General features: G+C 71.0%; 18 protein-coding genes, 1 tRNA gene and 1 other RNA gene. 17 read left to right on the top strand and 3 right to left on the bottom strand.

Annotated features, from left to right (window positions below; genetic code table 11):
- Positions 1-4: 4 nt before the first annotated feature.
- The 4 genes from FZN60_RS20045 (at position 5) to FZN60_RS20030 (ending at position 4,712) form a co-directional block, all read left to right on the top strand.
- Positions 5-604 (top strand): DedA family protein, encoded by a 600-nt coding sequence (locus FZN60_RS20045; RefSeq protein WP_158875284.1) that lies wholly within the window; start codon positions 5-7, stop codon positions 602-604.
- Entirely contained in the window at positions 601-1,782 is a 1,182-nt protein-coding gene (locus tag FZN60_RS20040; RefSeq protein WP_158875283.1) for a glycosyltransferase, read from the top strand. The genes FZN60_RS20045 and FZN60_RS20040 overlap by 4 nt, the downstream gene beginning before the upstream one ends.
- Positions 1,779-2,525 carry a glycosyltransferase family 2 protein gene (locus FZN60_RS20035; protein ID WP_158875282.1) on the top strand — a complete coding sequence of 249 codons (747 nt, stop codon included), beginning with the start codon at positions 1,779-1,781 and terminating at the stop codon, positions 2,523-2,525. Before FZN60_RS20040 ends, FZN60_RS20035 begins: the two co-directional genes overlap by 4 nt.
- A gap of 96 nt (positions 2,526-2,621) precedes the next feature.
- Positions 2,622-4,712, top strand: coding sequence for a prolyl oligopeptidase family serine peptidase (locus FZN60_RS20030; RefSeq protein ID WP_158875281.1), 2,091 nt, complete (start codon positions 2,622-2,624; stop codon positions 4,710-4,712).
- Between the two features lie 66 nt (positions 4,713-4,778).
- On the opposite strand, the gene bdcA is transcribed toward FZN60_RS20030, so the two are convergent.
- Positions 4,779-5,492: an SDR family oxidoreductase gene (gene bdcA / locus FZN60_RS20025; RefSeq protein WP_158875280.1), complete on the bottom strand. Its 714-nt coding sequence runs from the start codon at positions 5,490-5,492 to the stop codon at positions 4,779-4,781.
- A gap of 72 nt (positions 5,493-5,564) precedes the next feature.
- Between bdcA and FZN60_RS20020 the strand changes: the two genes are divergently transcribed.
- The 7 genes from FZN60_RS20020 to rpsU all read left to right on the top strand — a co-directional run bounded on the left by FZN60_RS20020 (position 5,565) and on the right by rpsU (position 9,454).
- Positions 5,565-6,158, top strand: coding sequence for a TetR/AcrR family transcriptional regulator (locus FZN60_RS20020; RefSeq protein WP_158875279.1), 594 nt, complete (start codon positions 5,565-5,567; stop codon positions 6,156-6,158).
- Positions 6,159-6,252: 94 nt separating this feature from the next.
- Positions 6,253-6,885, top strand: coding sequence for a nucleoside/nucleotide kinase family protein (locus tag FZN60_RS20015; protein ID WP_158875278.1), 633 nt, complete (start codon positions 6,253-6,255; stop codon positions 6,883-6,885).
- Entirely contained in the window at positions 6,882-7,811 is a 930-nt protein-coding gene (gene rbsK / locus FZN60_RS20010) for a ribokinase (RefSeq protein ID WP_158875277.1), read from the top strand. Before FZN60_RS20015 ends, rbsK begins: the two co-directional genes overlap by 4 nt.
- A gap of 133 nt (positions 7,812-7,944) precedes the next feature.
- Positions 7,945-8,021 (top strand) — tRNA-Met (locus tag FZN60_RS20005).
- A gap of 322 nt (positions 8,022-8,343) precedes the next feature.
- The gene (locus FZN60_RS20000; protein ID WP_158875276.1) at positions 8,344-8,556 is read left to right on the top strand and encodes a cold-shock protein; all 213 of its coding nucleotides are present in this window, start codon (positions 8,344-8,346) and stop codon (positions 8,554-8,556) included.
- A 307-nt stretch (positions 8,557-8,863) separates the two neighbouring features.
- The gene (locus FZN60_RS19995) at positions 8,864-9,091 is read left to right on the top strand and encodes a hypothetical protein (protein WP_158875275.1); all 228 of its coding nucleotides are present in this window, start codon (positions 8,864-8,866) and stop codon (positions 9,089-9,091) included.
- 72 nt (positions 9,092-9,163) lie between these two features.
- The gene (rpsU, locus tag FZN60_RS19990; protein ID WP_158875274.1) at positions 9,164-9,454 is read left to right on the top strand and encodes a 30S ribosomal protein S21; all 291 of its coding nucleotides are present in this window, start codon (positions 9,164-9,166) and stop codon (positions 9,452-9,454) included.
- 100 nt (positions 9,455-9,554) lie between these two features.
- Here rpsU and nudC read toward each other — a convergent pair whose 3' ends face one another.
- Entirely contained in the window at positions 9,555-10,538 is a 984-nt protein-coding gene (gene nudC, locus FZN60_RS19985; RefSeq protein ID WP_246727007.1) for an NAD(+) diphosphatase, read from the bottom strand.
- Complete coding sequence (locus FZN60_RS19980; RefSeq protein WP_158875273.1) at positions 10,535-10,948, bottom strand: HIT domain-containing protein; 414 nt, start codon at positions 10,946-10,948, stop codon at positions 10,535-10,537. Before FZN60_RS19980 ends, nudC begins: the two co-directional genes overlap by 4 nt.
- Before the next feature lie 72 nt (positions 10,949-11,020).
- Here FZN60_RS19980 and ffs point away from each other — a divergent pair.
- The 6 genes from ffs to FZN60_RS19950 all read left to right on the top strand — a co-directional run bounded on the left by ffs (position 11,021) and on the right by FZN60_RS19950 (position 16,538).
- Positions 11,021-11,118, top strand: an RNA gene (gene ffs / locus FZN60_RS19975) — signal recognition particle sRNA small type.
- A gap of 214 nt (positions 11,119-11,332) precedes the next feature.
- Positions 11,333-11,725, top strand: a complete 393-nt coding sequence (locus FZN60_RS19970) for a GFA family protein (protein WP_158875272.1) — start codon at positions 11,333-11,335, stop codon at positions 11,723-11,725.
- A 168-nt stretch (positions 11,726-11,893) separates the two neighbouring features.
- Positions 11,894-13,948, top strand: a complete 2,055-nt coding sequence (locus FZN60_RS19965; protein WP_158875271.1) for a DNA polymerase III subunit gamma/tau — start codon at positions 11,894-11,896, stop codon at positions 13,946-13,948.
- 43 nt (positions 13,949-13,991) lie between these two features.
- On the top strand, positions 13,992-14,315 hold the full coding sequence (locus tag FZN60_RS19960; protein WP_158875270.1) for a YbaB/EbfC family nucleoid-associated protein: 324 nt from the start codon (positions 13,992-13,994) through the stop codon (positions 14,313-14,315).
- Positions 14,316-14,337: 22 nt separating this feature from the next.
- Positions 14,338-14,943 carry a recombination mediator RecR gene (gene recR, locus FZN60_RS19955; RefSeq protein ID WP_158875269.1) on the top strand — a complete coding sequence of 202 codons (606 nt, stop codon included), beginning with the start codon at positions 14,338-14,340 and terminating at the stop codon, positions 14,941-14,943.
- 344 nt (positions 14,944-15,287) lie between these two features.
- Positions 15,288-16,538, top strand: a complete 1,251-nt coding sequence (locus tag FZN60_RS19950; RefSeq protein WP_158875336.1) for a lytic murein transglycosylase — start codon at positions 15,288-15,290, stop codon at positions 16,536-16,538.
- Positions 16,539-16,551: the final 13 nt, after the last annotated feature.

Below are 16,551 nucleotides of genomic sequence, written 5' to 3'. Positions count from 1 at the left end.
CCCCATGCCGGACCTGATCGGTCTCCTTCTCGAATATCGCTACTGGATCATCATTCCGCTGGCGATCCTCGAAGGCCCGCTCGTCGCCTTCGTCGCGGGCGCGCTCGCCGCCCAGAACCTGTTCTCCATGCCGGTCGTCTACCTCATCCTTCTCGCGAAGGACGTCGTGTTCGAGGGCGGCATCTTCGCGCTCGGCAAGCATGGCGGCGAAAGCTCGCGCGTCCGGCGCTGGTTGGAGCGGCGCAAGCGCTTCTCCTTCACCGCCGACACGATCCGCCGCCTTTGGGAGCGGCACGGCTTCGCCACCATGTTCTTCGCCAAGCTGTCCTACGGTCTATCCGCGCCGTTTCTCCTGACCGCCGGCCTGTCGGGCATGACCTATCGCCGCTTCCTCACCCTCGCGGTCCCGATCACGCTCGCGCAATACGCGGTCTTCATGGGTCTCGGCTACGTCGTCGGCGACCGGCTCTCGGCGGTGTCCGACACCTGGACCTGGATCGGCATCGCCCTCGCCGCCGTCGCCGTCCTCATCCTCGTCACCGTTCTCATGGCCGGCTGGTCGCGGCGCAAGCTCGCCGCGGAGGCCGAGGAGGCCCGATCGTGAGCCGACCGATGCGCATCCTCCTCGCCAGCGACATCTACCTGCCGCAGCTCTCGGGCATCGCCGACAGCGTTTCGATCCTGCGCCGCGAGCTGGAAGGCCTCGGCCATCGCGTCCGCATCGTCGCGCCCGAGTTTCCCGACGCCGAGCCGGACCCCGCCGTCGCCCGCCTGCCCGCGCTCGCCGTGCCCGGCTGGGGCGGCCTGTCCGTCGTCTGGCCGAAGGGCATGAAGTCGGCCATCGCCGCCTTCGACGCCGACATCGTCCACGTCCACACCTTCTCGACCCTCGGCTTCGCCGCGCTGCGCGCCGCCCGCGCCCTGAAGCTTCCCGTGGTCGGCACCGACCACACCTATCCCGCAGCCTATCTCCACTATGCCGGCCTCGACTTCGCGCCGCTTCGCGACGGTCTCGATCGCCTCGCGGCCTCCTTCTACAAGCGCTGCGAGGCCGTCACCGCGCCCAGCGCCGCGGTCATCGCATCCCTGCGCGCGCAGAGTCTCGACCGCCCCGCCAGCGTCGTGTCCAACCCCGTCGACACCGCCCTCTTCGCGCCCTTGTCCTCGGCCGAGCGCGAGGACGCCCGCGCCGAGCTCGCTCTCGACGGCCCCGCCATCCTTCTTTTCGGCCGTCTCGCCGCGGAAAAAGACCTCGACGTCGCGCTCGAAGCCTTCGCCCGCCTGCCGCGCGAGCTTCGTGCGACGCTGGTGGTCGTCGGCGACGGCCCGGCGCGCCAGGACTTCGAAGCGGAGATCAGGCTGCGCGGCCTCATTCCCCGCATCCGCCTCCTCGGCACGCTGCGCGGCGCCGCCCTGCGCCGCGCCGTCGGCGCCTGCGACGTCGCGGTCATCGCCAGCCGCTCGGAGACGCAGTCGATGACGACGATCCAGGCCCTCGCCTGCGGCCTGCCCGTGGTCGCCGCCCGTGCCGGGGGCCTGCCCGAATACGTCTCGGACGGCGAGACCGGCTTCCTCGCCCCGCCGCAGGACCCGGGCGCCTTCGCGGAGCGCCTCGAAGCGCTCCTCACCGACGAGCCGCTGCGCGCGCGCCTCGCTGCCGCCGCGCCGGAAAGCGTCGCGCGCTTCACGCCGACCGCCGTCGCGCGCGCCTTCGAAACCCTTTATCGCAGCGTGGTCGAGCACGAGCTCGGCCCCGCCTCATCCGAAAAGACCGCTGCATGAAGCTCGCTTTCGTGGTGCCCGCCTTCAACGAGGAAGCGCTGATCGGGGGCTGCCTCGAATCGATCCGCGCCGAGATCCAGCGGGCGGGCGTCGCGGCGGACACGGAGATCATCGTCGTCGACAACGCGTCCACCGACGCCACGGGCGCGGTCGCCTCGGCAGTGCCGGGCGTGCGCGTCGTCCGCGAGCCGAAGAAGGGCCTCGTCAACGCCCGCGCCGCCGGTTTGGCGGCGACGCAGGCCGAGCTCGTCGCCAACATCGACGCCGACACGCGCCTGCCCCCAGGCTGGCTGACGACGGTGCTCGACGCCTTCGCCGCCTCGCCGCGCCTCGTGGTCCTGTCGGGCCCGTTCGTCTACACGGACCTCACGCCCGCGCAGCGCCTCGTCACCAAGTGCTTCTACGGCGCGGGCTACGCGATCCACGCCGTCTTCGGCCGCCTTCTCAAGAAGGGGGCGATGGTCCAGGGCGGCAACTTCGTCCTGAAGCGCGAAGCCTGGCTGTCCGTCGGCGGCTTCGACCAGTCGATCGCCTTCTACGGCGAGGACACCGACGTCGCCAATCGCCTCGCCCCGGTCGGTGAGGTCCGCTGGACCTTCGACCTTCCCATCCACGCCTCCGGGCGCCGCCTCGCCGCCGAGGGCGTCGTCGCCACGGGCGCCCGCTACGCCCTCAACTATTTCTGGGTCACGCTCTTCGGCCATCCGATCTCCCGTGCCTATCGCGACATCCGGCCGTCCTGAGGCCGGCCGGCGGCCGTGGGCGCCCCGACACATTGCAGCCGAACGCCCGCGCGACACTCGGCAGAGTCGCCGAATCACGCTTCGCCCGAGGTTTCCATGCCGAACGCCGCCGTCGATCAACGCCCGACCGTCGAGGCTCCCGACGACGATCCGCACCTCTTCCTCGAGGAGATCGATGGCGCCGAGGCGCTCGCCTACGTCGAGGCGCAGAACGCGCGCACCCTCGCCGCCTTCGCCGACGCGCGCTTCTCCTCCGACCGCGACGCCTTGCGCGCGGCCCTCGACCGCCCCGACAAGATCCCCATGGTCACCCGCCGCGGCGGCCTTCTCTACAATTTCTGGCGCGATGCCGAGCACCCCCGCGGCCTCTGGCGTCGCACCACGGAATCCAGCTACCGCACCGACGCGCCCGAATGGGACGTCCTCCTCGACCTCGACGCGCTCGCATCGGCCGAGGAGGCGGACTGGGTCTGGGCTGGCGCGAGCCTCCAGCCGGGCGCCCACGACCGCGCCATCCTCTTTCTGTCGCGCGGCGGCGGCGACGCGATCGCGTCGCGCGAGTTCGACCTCGAGACCCGCACCTTCGTCGAGGGCGGCTTCGTGCTACCCGAGGCCAAGAGCGACGTCGACTGGATCGATCGGGACACCCTTCTCCTGGCGACGCCCCTCGGCGAAAACCGCGCGACCTCGTCCGGCTATCCCCGCACGGTCCAGCTCTGGCGCCGCGGCGAAGACCCGCTCGCGGCGACCACTCTCTTCGAGGTGCCCGAGGCCAGCATGCGGGCGGCCGGACAGGTTCACCGTCGAACCGACGGCGGGCCGGAGCCCCTGGTCTTCATCGACGTCGTCGGCTTCTACGACACGATCACTTATGTCGGCGACCACACCGGTCCGCAGTTCCGCGTCGACGTGCCGACCGACGCCGGGCTTCTGTGGGACAATCGCCACGCCGCGCTCCGCCCCCGCAGCGACTGGACGGTCGGGGGGCGGACCTATCCCTCCGGCAGCGTGATCGGCATCGCCATCGACGACTTCCTGGCCGGCAGCCGCGACTTCCGCGTGCTTTTCCGCCCAACGCCGCGCTGCGCGGAACAAGGCTTCTTCTGGTCGGACGGCCGGCTGATCCTGATGGTGCGCGACGACCTCAAGGCCGTCTTCTCCGTCTTCGACCCGGAGAACGACTGGGCCGAGTCCCGCATCGAAGGGATTCCCGATCTCGGCCCGGCGGCCGTCTGGCCCTTCGATTCCGATCCGTACGAGGAAAACGGCGACCTCCTCGCCTATGCCGCGGATCCGGTCACGCCTCCCACGATCTTCGAGACCCGTCCCGGCCAGCCCGCCCCGACGATCCTCAAGCGCTCGCCCGCCTTCTTCCGCACCGACGGCCTCGTCGTCACCCGCCACGAGGCGGTCTCCGTCGACGGCGAGCGTATCCCTTACGTCCAGGCCGGCCCGCCCGGCGAAACGGGCGACGCGCCCGTCCACCTCTCGGGCTACGGCGGCTTCGAGGTCTCCAACATCGCTGGCTACTCGGTCGGCCTCGGCAAGCTCTGGCTGGAAAAGGGCGGCACCACCGTCGTCGCCAACATCCGCGGCGGCGGCGAGTTCGGCCCCTGGTGGCACGAGGCCGGCCGGCGCGAGAACAAGGCGCGCTCGCACGACGACTTCGCGGCCGTCGCCGCCGATCTCGTCTCGCGCGGCGTGACGACCCCCGAGCGCCTCGCGGCCGAAGGCGGCTCGAACGGCGGCCTCCTCATCGCCAACATGCTGACGCGCTACCCCGAGCGCTTCGGCGCGCTCCTGTGCACCGTGCCGCTCATCGACATGCGCCGCTACTCCAAGCTTCTCGCGGGCGCTAGCTGGATCGCCGAATACGGCGATCCGGACGATCCCGCGGACTGGGACTTCATCCGGCACATGTCGGCCTACCACGTCGCCGAGCCCGGCCGCCCCTACCCGCCGATCCTCATCGCCACCACCCGCCGCGACGACCGGGTCCATCCCGGCCACGCCCGCAAGATGGCGCGCAAGCTCCAGGCCATGGGCTACGAGAACGCCTGGCTCTACGAGCAGGCCACCGGCGGCCACGGATCCGGCAAGGACAATGCCGAGATCGCCGCCTTCGCGGCCCTCGGCATCCGCTTCCTCCAGCGCTCCATCGGCTGGGAGCCCGACGACGCGGCTTGATCGCCGTCGGCTCAGAATGAGCCGGGGGCGAGCGCCGTGCGCGGCGCTCGCCCCTCCAAATCCCGATCAGGCGCCGAAGGCGCCGTCGATCGTGTGCATCGCGCCGGTCACGAAGCCCGCTTCCGGTCCCGCAAGCCACGCCACCATGCCCGCGACCTCCTCGGGCCGCCCGTGGCGCTTGATGGCCATGAAGCTGTGCATCAGGTCCCGCATCGGCCCTTCGGCGGGATTGGCGTCGGTGTCGATCGGGCCGGGCTGCACGACGTTGATCGTGATGCCGCGCGGCCCGAAGTCGCGCGCCAGCCCGCGGGCCAGCCCCTGAAGGGCCGACTTGCTCAGCGCGTAGGACGCCATGCCCGGCACGGGCATCCGGTCGCCGTTGACCGACCCGATCACGATGATCCGCCCACCCTCCGGCATCCGGCGCGCCGCCTCGACGGAGGCGTGATACGGGGCGTGGACGTTGATCCGAAACAGCCGATCGATCGCGTCCGGGTCCTGCTCCAGCGCGTCGCCGAAGATGGCGATGCCGGAGTTCACCACGAGGACATCCAGCGGTCCGCTGTCGCGAACCGTCGCGATCACGGCGTCGCGGTCCGCGCTGTCGGTGCGCACGGCCGTGCTGCCGGTTTCCGCGGCCACCTGCGCCGCCGCCTCGGGCGAGCCGGCATAGGTGAAGGTCACCCTCGCCCCGTCCGCAGCGAAGCGCCGCACGATGGCCGCCCCGATCCCGCGGCTTCCGCCGATGACCAGCACGGACTTGCCCTGAAACGCCGTCATGAGACCCTCCTTGAGGATTAAGTTAGAGGCCGCTACATAAACAGCAGCGATCAGGCGGTCAACGATTTTATAATGAACACTACAAAAAGTAGTCGCCCGCGCGGCCGGCCGCGACGCTTCGATCCCGAAGAGGCCGTCGCCACCGCGACGCAGCTCTTCCACGCCCGCGGCTACGACGCCGTCAGCGTCAGCGAGGTGACCGAAGCGCTCGGAATCAATCCGCCGAGCTTCTATTCGGCCTTCGGCAGCAAGCTCGGCCTCTACACCCGGACCCTGGAGCGCTACGCCGGCACGGATGCGATCCCGCTCGCGGACATCCTGCGCCCCGACAGGCCCGTCGCCGAGTGTCTCGCGGCGCTCCTGGAGGACGCCGCGCGCCGCTACGCGGCCGATTCCGCGGCTGCCGGCTGCATGGTCGTGGAAGGCACCCGCTGCAACGACGCGGAGGCCCGCGAGGCGGCCCGCGCCTACAACCGCGCGGCGGAAGAGGCGATCCGCGCCTACATCGCCGCGCGCCATCCACGCGAGGCCGAGCAGGTGACCGACTTCGTCGCGACGACGATGTTCGGCCTCTCCGCGAAGGCGCGCAGCGGGCATGGTCTCGGCCAGCTCCTGGCGACCGCGCGCCTGGCCGCCTCCGCGATCGCGCCGGCTCTAGCCGCATAGGTCTTCGCGAGATGGGGTGCGGCACCCGTCCCTCTCGTCCCCGCCTCGGCAGGCCCATGGCCGCGCGCCGCGATCTGCGCTATCGCCGTTTCCCATGACCGAGACGATCACCCGCGCCGTTCTTGTCGGCCGCCTTCTCGACCTCGCGGTGGGCCCCGAGCGCCGCATCGTGGCCATTGCCGGGCCGCCGGGCGCGGGCAAGAGCACGCTCGCCGACGCGCTTCAGGCCGCCATCGAGGCGGCTCGGCCGGGCCTCTCCGCCGTCCTGCCGATGGACGGCTACCACTACGACGACCGCGTGCTGGAGGCGCGAGGCCAGCGCCCGCGCAAGGGCGCGCCCTTCACCTTCGACGTCGACGGCCTCGCGGCCATGCTGGAGCGCCTGGCACGCGACGAGGGCCGCGACGTCGCCGTTCCCGTCTTCGAACGCGCTATCGAGATCGCCCGGGCCGGCGCGCGCATCGTGCCGGCCGAAACGCGCCTGATCATCCTGGAAGGCAACTACCTGCTTCTCGACGATCCCGACTGGGCGCGCCTGCGCCGGTTCTTCGACGCGACGGTGATGCTGGACGAGCCGATGGCGGTGGTCGAGGCGCGGCTGCGCCACCGCTGGGCGGATCTCCAGGGCGAGGCGCTGCGCGCCAAGCTCGACGACAACGACCTGCCCAACGCCCGGCTCGTTCTCGGGTCCAGCGTGGCGGCGGATTACCGGCTGGAGGAGCCATGAGCCAGGAAGCCCCATCGATCGTCGTCGTCGGCTCGGTCAACCGCGACCTCGTCACCATCCTCGAGCGCATGCCGGCCGGCGGCGAGACGGTCCACGCCCGCGACTTCCTCCAGAGCCATGGCGGCAAGGGCGCCAATCAGGCGGTGGCCGCCGCGAGGCTCGGCGCCAAGGTGGCGCTCGTCGCCAAGGTCGGCGGCGACGTCTTCGGCGCGGACGCCCTCGCCAACTTCCGGGCCGCCGGCATCGACACGAGCCATGTCGGCGAGCTTCCCGACAAGCCGACCGGCACGGCGACGATCCTCGTCGAGCCGGACGGCGAGAACCGCATCATGATCGTCGCCGGCGCCAACGGCGCCCTGACGCCCGCCGACGTCGAGGCCGCGGCGGATACGATCGCCAAGGCCAGGCTCGTCCTTCTCCAGCTCGAAGTGCCGATGGAAACCGTCGCGGCGGCGCTCGCCGTATCGGCCCGCGTCGGCACGCCCGTCTGCCTCAATCCCGCCCCCGCGCCCGATTCGCTCGATGCCGGCCTTATCGGGCCGGCGCTCCGCTTCGTCGTGCCCAACCGCGGCGAGCTCGCGCTTCTCACCGGCCTGCCGACCGAAAGCGAGGCCGATCTCGCCGCGGCCGCCCGCGCCCTTCTGGCGCGCGGCGTCGGCGCCGTCGTCGTCACGCTCGGGGCCGAGGGCGCCCTTCTCGTCGAGGGCGAGGGCGAGCCGCGCCGCTTCCCCGCGGCACGCGTGCGCGCCCTCGATACGACCGGCGCCGGCGACGCCTTTATCGGCGCCTTCGCCGCGCGCTTCGTCCATGACGGCGACGTCGAGGCCGCGATCCGCAACGGCGCCGCCTTTGCCGGGCTCTCGGTCACGCGCCAGGGCGCGCAGGCCTCCTACCCCGCCATGGCGCTGTCCGATCTCGGCGATTGAAGAGCCATCGGCCGGCATTGACAAAAACCGGGCGAGCCTCCTATAGCTCGCATCGTTCCGGCGGCGCCGCCGCCCGGAGCCTCGGCGCCGTGGCGCCGGCCTATCGCGGACGCATCGAGCGACCGCTTGTCGTGGCAGCGTAGCTCAGCTGGTTAGAGCACCGGACTCATAACCCGGGGGTCGGCGGTTCAATTCCGCCCGCTGCTACCACTTTTTCCCGAACTCTCGGCCGACCCGGCCGGATCGCCCTCGAAAAATCATCCGCCCGGCACGGAAAAAATCGCCGGTTGCCCGGCGCTTTAACCGTCTTGTATCGCCTGCTCCGGGCGGGCTTTGCCGCCCTTCGAGGATTCGCCCCTTGCTTTTCGGCGCCGTCTCGCCCATCTTGTCGATATCGATCGACGGCCTGAACTTTGGCCTAGCGCGCTATCTGCAGCCGCTTTGCTCCGTTAGCTTCTCCTGAAACATCGATATTCACCGGCTTTCGACCTCTTCGATCGCCGAACGATCCTCCATGTCTAGGGATAGACGCATGGCTACTGGAACCGTGAAGTGGTTCAATTCGACGAAGGGCTTCGGCTTCATCGCGCCTGATTCGGGCGGCGCGGACGCCTTCGTTCACATCAGCGCCGTCGAGCGTTCGGGCCTCTCCGGCCTTAACGAGGGCGACAAGGTCGAGTACGAGCTTCAGACCGATCGCAAGAGCGGCAAGGCCTCGGCGGCCAATCTGCGCCTCGTCGGCTGATCAGCGCGCCTGGCGCGGCTGACACTACGACATTCGACGCCCCGGCCGACCACGGATGAACCGGCGGCCGGGTCAGCGCGTTTGCACAAGCCCGCCGGCCTACGACCCGGCCCTCCTCGGCTTGCCACCGACCGGAGAGGGCCCGGGTCCGCATTCTCTTTGGGGTTGGGTGCCCTATGTCGCTCCCATCCCTGAACGTCGATCGACCGACGATCCTGAGCGGTCCGACCGACATCAGCCTGCTGCCGAGTTTTCCGCGCCCACGCGCGATGCGATCACACCCTCGGCCGACGGAAAGCACGATCCCATGCAGTCGTCCAATGCGGCCCATACCCGGGCCGAAGGCCATTTCCTGCCGAAGATCGACCAGCACGAAAAAGGCTCGGCGATGGGCCTCATCCGCGCCGATGCCGAAGCCCGCCGCGAGAAGACGGCCAAGCTGAAGGCGCTTCGCCTCGCTCACGAGGCGACCGAGCCGCAGGAGGCGGCGGCGAAGCCGCCGGCGCGCAAGCGCGTCAAGCGCGGCCGCACCTGACGGAACGCGCCGTCCACCCCTGTCAAACAGGCATCCGCTCGGAAGCGAGCGGAGAGCCAGCGAGGAGATAAATTGCAGATCATCGTTCGCGACAACAACGTCGAGCAGGCCCTCCGCGTCCTCAAGAAGCGCATGCAGCGCGAGGGCGTGTTCAAGGAGATGAAGGCTCGGCGCTTCTACGAGAAGCCCTCCGAGGCCCGCGCCCGCGCCAAGCAGGACGCCGTCCGCCGCGCTCGCAAGGCAGCCCGGAAGGCGGCCCAGCGCGAAGGACTGATCGCCGCGCCCAAGCGCAAGGTTCGTCAGAACGGCCCGCGCCGCTTCAACGATTCGCCCGGCGCTCCGTCGGCGACCGCCGCCGAGTAACGGCCCGGTCTGAGACCGCCCAGGCCTCGCGCCGCCTCCCCTGAGGCGCGCGGGCCTTGTTCGCGCGCCCGGTCCAAGCGGATCCGGGCGCTTTTCGCGTTCAGTCCACCCCGTCCGCGAAGGCGCGGATCAGGTGGTGGGCGATGGCGAAGGGCAGCGGCGCCGTCAGCCCGTCGGGATGCGTCCCCGCGAGCATCGCCGCCACCTCTCCTCGCTCGAACCAGCGGCAGGCCTCGAGTTCCGCCGCGTCGAAGACGATGGTGCCCGGCTCCGCCAGAGCGATGCAGCCGATCATCAGCGAGCCCGGGAAGGGCCAGGGCTGCGAGGCGCGGTAGTCGACGCGCGACACGACGAGCCCCGCCTCCTCCATCGTTTCCCGCCGCACCGCCGCCTCGATCGTTTCGGCCGGCTCGACGAAGCCGGCCAGGCACGACCACATGCCGGGCGCGAAGCGCGGCTGGCGTCCGAGGACGCAGTTCCCCGCCCCGTCGTGGACGAGCATGATCGTCACCGGATCCGTCCGCGGAAAGTGGATCTCGTTGCAGGCCGTGCAGAGCCGCCGCGCGCCGCCGAGCTGCGGCACGGTGCGCCCGCCGCAGGTGCCGCAGAAGCGGTTGCGGGCATGCCAGTTGAAGAGGTGCTGCGCGATGCCCAGCGCCGCTTCGTCGCCGGCCGGCGCGAGGCCGCGCATGGCCAGCGTCCGAAGATCGAGGGCGCCGACGCCCCGCCCGTCGCCGGATGCGCCGGAACGCGCCTCCGGCCCGCCGTTCCAGTCGCCCGCATCGAGCCGCTCGACCTCGCGAGGCAGGCTGGTTGCCAGGAGCGGCGCGCCGTCCGCCCCTTCGCCGAGAAGCAGCACCTCGTCGGTCGCCGTAAGGTCGGCACCCAGCCCTTCCGCCTCGCCGCGCGAGAAGCGCGCCCCGCCGCGGCCGGTCAGCCAACGCCCCGCCGCATCGCGCAGGAAATAGGCCGCGCGCGTGTCCTCCAGCGCGGTCGTCAGCGCCTCGGCCGGCCGATGCTCCAGATTGCGCACCGGGCCCGCGCCGGCAAAGCCCATGCGCCCGCCGTCCGCCGCCGCGCTCACGACGACAACACCGCGTCCGCGACGCGCCGCACCAGCGCTTCGCCCTCCTCCGCCCCGTAGGGCTCGCGCGCGCCATGCCCCCAGACCGGATCGGGCCAGTTGGGATCGTCCGTCATGCGCGCCACGACGTGGCAGTGGAACATCGACACGCGGTTGCCGATCATGCCGATGTTGATCTTGTCGGCCCGGACCATCTGCTTGAACGCCTTCGACACGAGGCCCAGCTCGAAGGTCAGCATGGCCTGATCGAGCGGCCTGAGGTCGTGGAATTCCGTGATCTCCACGCGCTGCGGCACGAGGATCAGCCAGGGCCAGCGCCGGTCGTTCATCAGCCGGAGCTGGCAAAGCCCGAGCGGGGCGACGGAAAGCGTGTCGGCGGCAAGCCGAGAATCGAGTTCGAAGGCCCGCATGCCGGCTCCGTCCCTCCTCATGAGAAAAGCGGTGCTTGCAATTAGGGCCGCGAGAGACGATATGAAGCGCCGGGAGGTTGGTGGTGGACGAGCCACTCGCCAACCGGGTCAGGTCCGGAAGGAAGCAGCCCCAACGAGCTCCGGCACGGGTCATCGTGCCAGCCTCCCACCCGTCATCGAGACGATCGAGACAAGCGCCCGGCGGCATTCCCGCGCGGGCGCTTCTCGTTCGGGCCTCTCGCCAAGGCGCGGCCGGACGCCTGCGCGCCAAAATTATTGGATGCCGTCAAACGGTTTTGCCAGCGACCGATGCGCCCTCCCCGTGGACGCGGCGCGCGCCGATGATACCCTCGGCGCCTCATCCGAAGCCGAAGAAGGTGCCCCATGGAGCGTTTCACCGGCGGCTGCCTGTGCGGCGAGGTCCGCTTCGTCGCGACGGGCCGCCCCTTTCGCGTCGGCCTGTGCCACTGCCTCGACTGCCGCAAGCACAACGGCGCGCCGTTTCACGCCTCGGCCATCTTTCCCGAGGACGCCGTCGCGATCGAAGGCGAGACCCGCGCCTATGCCGGCCGCCATTTCTGCCCCCGCTGCGGCTCCTCGGTCTTCGCCCGCACCGGCGACGAGGTCGAGATCAGCCTCGGCGCCCTCGATGCCGCGAACGTCTTCACGCCCACCTACGAGAGCTGGACGGTGCGCCGCGAGACCTGGCTCCCGCCCTTTCCCCTCGCCCATCGCTACGAGCGCGACCGCCCGTCCGACGGCCGGTCCGAGGACTAGCGCGCTCGTTTGCCCCGTCTCCACCCGCGGATTCGGGGCTTGCGCCTCGCCCCCCGAGCCGTCACAACCGGAGCCGATGAGGCGAGCCGTTTTCCTTCCGCATGTTTCTGACGAAGCCCCCGCGTCGGCGCGCCCGGGCCGAGGCGACGGCTTGAAAGGCTCCGCCCGATGAGCGATTCCGGCGCCGCCGATACTGGCTCCTACCGCGTCCTCGCCCGCAAGTACCGTCCGCGCTCCTTCGACGATCTCATCGGCCAGGAGCCGATGGTGCGCACCCTCACCAATGCCTTCGAGACCGGCCGCATCGCGCAAGCCTGGATGCTGACGGGCGTGCGTGGGGTGGGCAAGACCACCACGGCCCGCATCCTCGCCCGCGCTCTCAACTACGAGACGGACGCGATCAAGCAGCCGACCATCCACATGACGACGCCTGGCATCCACGATCAGGCGATCATGGAAGGCCGGCACGTCGACGTCGTCGAGATGGACGCGGCCTCGCACACCGGTATCGACGACATCCGCGAGATCATCGCGCAAGTCCGCTACAAGCCGCTCTCGGCGCGCTACAAGGTGACGATCATCGACGAGGTCCACATGCTGTCGACGCAGGCCTTCAACGGCCTGCTGAAGACGCTGGAGGAGCCGCCCGAGCACGCCAAGTTCGTCTTCGCCACGACCGAGATCCGCAAGGTCCCGGTCACGGTCCTGTCGCGTTGCCAGCGTTTCGACCTGCGCCGCGTCGAGGCCGGCACCCTCATCGCCCATCTCAAGAGCATCGCCGAGAAGGAAAGCGTGCCGGCCGAGGACGAAGCGCTGCGCCTCATCGCGCGCGCCGCCGAGGGCTCGGTGCGCGACGCCCTGTCGCTGACCGATCAGGCCATCGCCCACGGAGCGGGGCGCATCGAGGCGCAGCCCGTGCGCGATATGCTCGGCCTTGCCGACCGCGCCCGCGTCATCGACCTCTTCGAGGAGGTCATGGCCGGCCGCGCGCCGCGCGCGCTGACCATGCTGCGCGACCAGTACAACGGCGGCGCCGACCCCATCGTGGTGCTGGCGGACCTCGCCGACTTCACCCATCTCGTGACGACGCTCCGCTTCGTTCCGGAGGCCGCCACCGACGCCTCGCTCTCGCCGGCCGAGGCCGAGCGCGGCCTCGCCTTCGCGCGAACGCTCTCGATCCGGGCGCTCAGCCAGGTCTGGCAGATGCTCCTCAAGGCGATCGAGGAAGCGCGCGGCGCCGCCTCGCCGCGCCAGGCCGCCGAGATGGCGCTGATCCGCATCGCCTACGCGGCCGACCTGCCCGGCCCCGAGGAGCTGCTGCGCCGCTACCGCGCCGGCGAAACCGACGCCTTCGCCGACCTTCCCGCTGGCGGCGGCTCGTCCCCGAGCCCACGCCTGCCCGGCGATGCGCCGCCGCGCCCGCCGCTGAACGCCGCAGCCGGCGCGGGGGCGCCGCTGCCCGCCATGGCCGCTCCGCCGAGCCCGGGACCGCGCGCCGCCTTGCAGGCGAGCGTCGCCGCGGCGCCGCAGACGCAGGGCATGGCCCCCCAGCCGCGCCTCGGCGAGACCCGCCCGCGCCTCGCCGCGATCGGCGGCGGCGCCCAGCCGCAGGGCGCGCCCCGTCCCGCGCCGCAGCCGGAGCCCGAGGCGGAGGCTGAGGACATCGCCTCGCTGGCCGACCTCGCCCGCCTCGCCGAGACCAAGCGCGACAGCTTCATGCGCGTCGCGATCCGCCGCTGGCTGCGCCCCGTCTCCATCGGGCCCGGCCGCCTGTCGATCGCGCTGGCCGACGGCGCGCCCGCGACCCTGCCGGGCGACCTCCAGCGGCGCCTGCGGGACTGGACCGGCCGCCACTGGATGGTGTCGGTCTCGGCCGGCGACGCGCCGACGCTCTTCGAGATCGAGGAAGCGGAAAAAGCCGCGCGCCTCGCCAAGGCCGCCGAGGACCCCGAGGTCGCCGCGATCCTCGCCGCCTTTCCCGGCGCGGTGATCCGCGACGTTCGCGAGCGCGCCCCCGCGCCTCCGCCGGAGACCGTGGCCGACATCGCGGACATCGTGGCGGAGGCCGAAGCCGAGACCGACACGGACGCCGAGGGCGACGGCGACGGCGACGGCGAGGCGAATGTTTCGCTTCACGGCCGCGGCGACGTCCTGGCGCCGGTCGAGGAGTCCGACGACGAGTTCGGCTCCGGCTGGGAACCCGATCCCTATGGCGAGCGCTGATCCCGCGTCACGCCATCCCACCCCCTTCCAGAAGGAGGCCCCCATGAAAGACCTGATGGGCATGATGAAGCAGGCGAAAGCCATGCAGGAGAAGATGGCCGGTCTCCAGGAGGAGATCGCCAGCGCCACCGTCACCGGCCAGTCCGGCGGCGGCCTCGTTTCCGTGACGCTGAGCGGCAAGGGCGAGATGACGGCCATCGCGATCGACGGGTCCCTCGCCAAGCCCGAGGAGAAGGAGATCCTGGAGGATCTCGTTCTCGCCGCCCACAACGACGCCAAGCAGCGCCTCGACCTGATGCTCCAGGAGAAGACCGCGGCCCTGACCGAGGGGCTGCAGCTGCCGGGCGGCATGAAGTTCCCGTTCTGATCGAAAGACGCGTTCCGCATCCATGGCAAAGCCCATCGCCGGCCCGGAGATCGAGAAGCTGATCCAGCTTCTCGCCAAGCTTCCGGGCCTCGGTCCCCGCTCCGCCCGCCGGGCGGCGCTCCACCTCGTCAAGCGTCGCGAGCAGCTCCTCGCGCCCTTGTCCGCAGCGATGGACGAGGCGCTGCGCACCGTCACCGTCTGCTCCAACTGCGGCAACATCGACACGCGCGACCCTTGCACGATCTGCTCCGACCCCGCCCGCGACCAGTCGACGGTGGTGGTGGTCGAGGACGTCTCCGACCTTTGGGCGCTGGAACGGGCGAAGGCGCTCAACGCCGCCTACCACGTCCTCGGCGGCGTTCTGTCGCCGCTGGAAGGCGTCGGCCCGGAGGACCTGTCGATCGACCGCCTCGTCGAGCGCGTGGCGGACGGCGGCGTCAAGGAGATGGTGCTCGCCGTCAACGCCACCGTCGAGGGCCAGTCGACCGCGCACTACATCATGGACCGCATCGAGGGCCTGGACGTTCGCGTCACCCGCCTCGCTCACGGCGTCCCCGTCGGCGGCGAGCTCGACTATCTCGACGAGGGCACGCTGTCGGCCGCGATGCGGGCGCGCACGAGCGTTTGATGGCTCAGGGCTCCTGCAGACTTCGATAAGGCCGGCTCCAGCACCTCAGGCGCCCCGCTCCTCCCACCACTCCGTCATTCCGGGCTCGACCCGGGGTCCATGTCTTCCGCGCTCGTCATGACTGAACCAGCCGGTGACCCGCGTCCACCGATCCGCCGCTCCGGCCACGTCCGGCGGTCTGGAATGCACTCCGGCGCAAGGCCAGGATGGCGACATGGCAGGGACTGCGAGGAAGAGCGAGGAATGACGATTCGGTGAGGGAGCCGGCGCCATCAGCCTGCCGCAAGCGCAGGGCGGGATGGGTCCGGGAACGAGACCGATCGAGGACGACACGCGCCATGACGATGATCCGCCGCTCCTGGCTCTCCGCGGCTGCTGTCGCCGCCCTGCTTCTCGTTTCCGCACCCGCCGCGCAGGCTCAATCCGCCGACGTGCAGCGCTCCTTCCGCGCCTTTCTCGACCGCGACATCCGCCCAGCGGCGCGGGCGCAGGGCGTGCCCGACAGCGTCCTCGACGACGCGCTGGGCGGTCTCACGCCCGACATGAGCCTTCCCGACCTCGTCAAGCCGGGCGACGACGGCGCCGTGGCCGAGTTCAACGCCCAGGCCGAGTTCAAGAGCCCCGCCGCCTACATGTCGGAAAAGGCGCTCGCCGGCACCGCCGCCCGCGGCCGCGCTCTTCTCGCCGAGCACCGCGCCGTTCTGGCCCGTATCGAGGCCGCCTACGGCGTGCCCGCGCCGATCGTCGTCGCGATCTGGGGCCGCGAATCCGCCTTCGGCACCGCCGACATCCGCCACGACGCCTTCCGGGTGCTGGCGACGAAGGCGCACCTGTCGCGTCGCAAGGCCATGTTCCGCGAGGAGCTTCTGGCGGCGCTGCGCATCGCGGCGGAGGGGCACCTGCCGGCCTCCAAGATGCGCTCGTCCTGGGCCGGCGCGCTCGGCCAGCCGCAGTTCATGCCGACCAAGTACCTCCAGCTCGCCGTCGACTTCGACGGCGACGGGCGCAAGGACATCTGGGACTCGGTGCCCGACGCCCTCGCCTCGATCGCCAACTACCTGCGCCAGTCCGGCTGGCAGCCGGGGCGCGACTGGGGCTTCGAGGCGACGATTCCCGCCGGCCTGTCCTGCGCCACCGAAGGCCCGGACGTATCGCGCACCATCCGCCAGCTGGTTTCGGCCGGCGCCGCCCGCGTGTCCGGCCGCCCCTTCCCCGAGCGCGAGCTCGCCGGCACCGGCCACGTCCTGATGCCCGCTGGCCGCTTCGGCCCCGCTTTTGTCGCCACGCCGAACTTCTACGTCATCAAGGCCTACAACAACTCCGACCTCTACGCCCTCTTCGTCGGCCACCTCGCCGACCGGATGGCTGGGGCCAAGCCCTTCCGCGCGCCCTGGCAGACCCCGCCGGGCGGCGCCATGACGCGCGGCGACGTCTACCGCATGCAGCAACGCCTCGTGGCGCTTGGCTACGACGTCGGCAGCGTCGACGGCCTCGCCGGCTTCAAGACCCGCCGCTCCATCGGCGCCTTCGAGGCGAAGAGCGGACGGCCGGAAACCTGCTGGCCGACGCCGGCTCTCGCCAGGAGCCTCGGCTGAACGAAGGTAAACC

Origin of the sequence: Antarcticirhabdus aurantiaca (assembly GCF_009765365.1) — a bacterium.
GTDB lineage: Bacteria > Pseudomonadota > Alphaproteobacteria > Rhizobiales > Rhizobiaceae > Antarcticirhabdus > Antarcticirhabdus aurantiaca.
This window is presented reverse-complemented; position numbering and strand designations above follow the sequence as displayed.